The sequence below is a fragment of the Bartonella sp. CE47NXGY genome (genome assembly GCF_042195415.1).
Lineage (GTDB): Bacteria > Pseudomonadota > Alphaproteobacteria > Rhizobiales > Rhizobiaceae > Bartonella.
The window spans coordinates 1-1220 of sequence record NZ_JBHIOI010000152.1; the positions used below are offsets into that span (position 1 = coordinate 1).

The window sequence follows — 1220 nt, forward strand, 5'->3', positions numbered from 1 at the left end:
GTGCAAAAGGGCACAATCCGAAAGATGATAACGAAGCAGATGCTTTAGCAATTTTATATTTAGTTAAAGAAAGGGAAATCACTAATGTCAAATAAAAACCAATGGATAAAAATTAATGTAGAAAAATGGCTTCTTGATCTCGCTGATTTGCCTCCTACTGAAGGCAATATTTACATGAGGTTGCGATTAAAAATGTTACACACTGGGAAGCCTATTACGAACAATTTACGAGCCTTGTCCTCATTAGCTTGCTGTTCAATTGACGAGCTTGATGATGCGCTAGATCTCTTAGCTGAAACTGGACACATCTTTCTTTTTGATGACAACCACATCTGGAGTCCAGATGTTGAAGAAGAGCTGAAGAACAACAATCAACAATCAGAAGCCGCATGGCATAAGCGCAGGAAGGACAAAGAGAATGTCCAGTAAATTACCGTGGACGAGGCTTAATACAGACCAATGGATAATAGATGTTTCTTGTATGAAACCGATGGAAAAAGCTGTTTATCTTACTCTTAGTTTGTTTATGCGTAGAACACAAGAGCCGCTTGATGAAGCTACTTTTCTATTATCACGTTATGTTGGTTGCTCAGAGAAAGCATTTAGTAAAGCACTCAATGCTTTACTCTGTACTAAAAAAATCATTCGTTTAGACGATGGTCGTTTATGGAGTTTAGAAGTTGAAGAAGAACTCAACAGCCTTAGTGAAGAAGAGCTAGATAATTTCACTTGCAATAATATGGAGGTAAGGCATGTCTAATGGTATGCCGTGGATAAGATTTCATTTGTATGATTGGATTAGTGGTACAGATGGGATGACATTGGAACAACGGGGCGTTTATATAACACTTCTTGTTCGCATGTACGATAAAAAAGCACCCATTAAAGAAGATTTTGAAACGCTTGCACGTGCTTGCAATTGCTCGCAGAAAAAATTTGCAACTATTGTCGAATACTTAATGAGGAATGATAAACTTGTTGAGATAGATGGTGGGTTGTGGAATACGCGCGTTGAAGAAGAGCTAAAAGATTTTGCTGATAAAAAAGATCATATATCACAAATTCGTAGTGAAGCTGGTAAAAAAGGTGCACAAGCAAAAAACAATACAAAACAACATGTTAATAATTTTGCTGAAGCAAACGACAAGCAAAATGATTTTTTTGCTGAAGCAAAAGATAAGCAAAATGATTTTTTTGCTGAAGCAAAAGATAAGCAAAAT

3 protein-coding genes are annotated in these 1220 nt (G+C 36.6%); all 3 read left to right on the plus strand.

Features of this window, described 5'->3' with window-relative positions:
* The first annotated feature begins 84 nt into the window (after window positions 1-84).
* Complete coding sequence (locus ACFIL3_RS10285; RefSeq protein ID WP_375681603.1) at window positions 85-429, plus strand: DUF1376 domain-containing protein; 345 nt, start codon at window positions 85-87, stop codon at window positions 427-429.
* Window positions 419-760: a DUF1376 domain-containing protein gene (locus tag ACFIL3_RS10290; protein WP_375681602.1), complete on the plus strand. Its 342-nt coding sequence runs from the start codon at window positions 419-421 to the stop codon at window positions 758-760. The genes ACFIL3_RS10285 and ACFIL3_RS10290 overlap by 11 nt, the downstream gene beginning before the upstream one ends.
* A partial coding sequence (locus ACFIL3_RS10295; RefSeq protein WP_375682233.1) for a YdaU family protein occupies window positions 753-1220 on the plus strand: 468 nt, incomplete at its 3' end. The genes ACFIL3_RS10290 and ACFIL3_RS10295, both read left to right, overlap by 8 nt.

What these genes read in the sequence shown, in the direction of transcription:
- ACFIL3_RS10285 (WP_375681603.1), top strand. Translation starts at nt 85, where the DNA reads ATGTCAAATAAAAACCAATGGATAAAAATTAATGTAGAAAAATGGCTT.
- ACFIL3_RS10290 (WP_375681602.1), top strand. Translation starts at nt 419, where the DNA reads ATGTCCAGTAAATTACCGTGGACGAGGCTTAATACAGACCAATGGATA.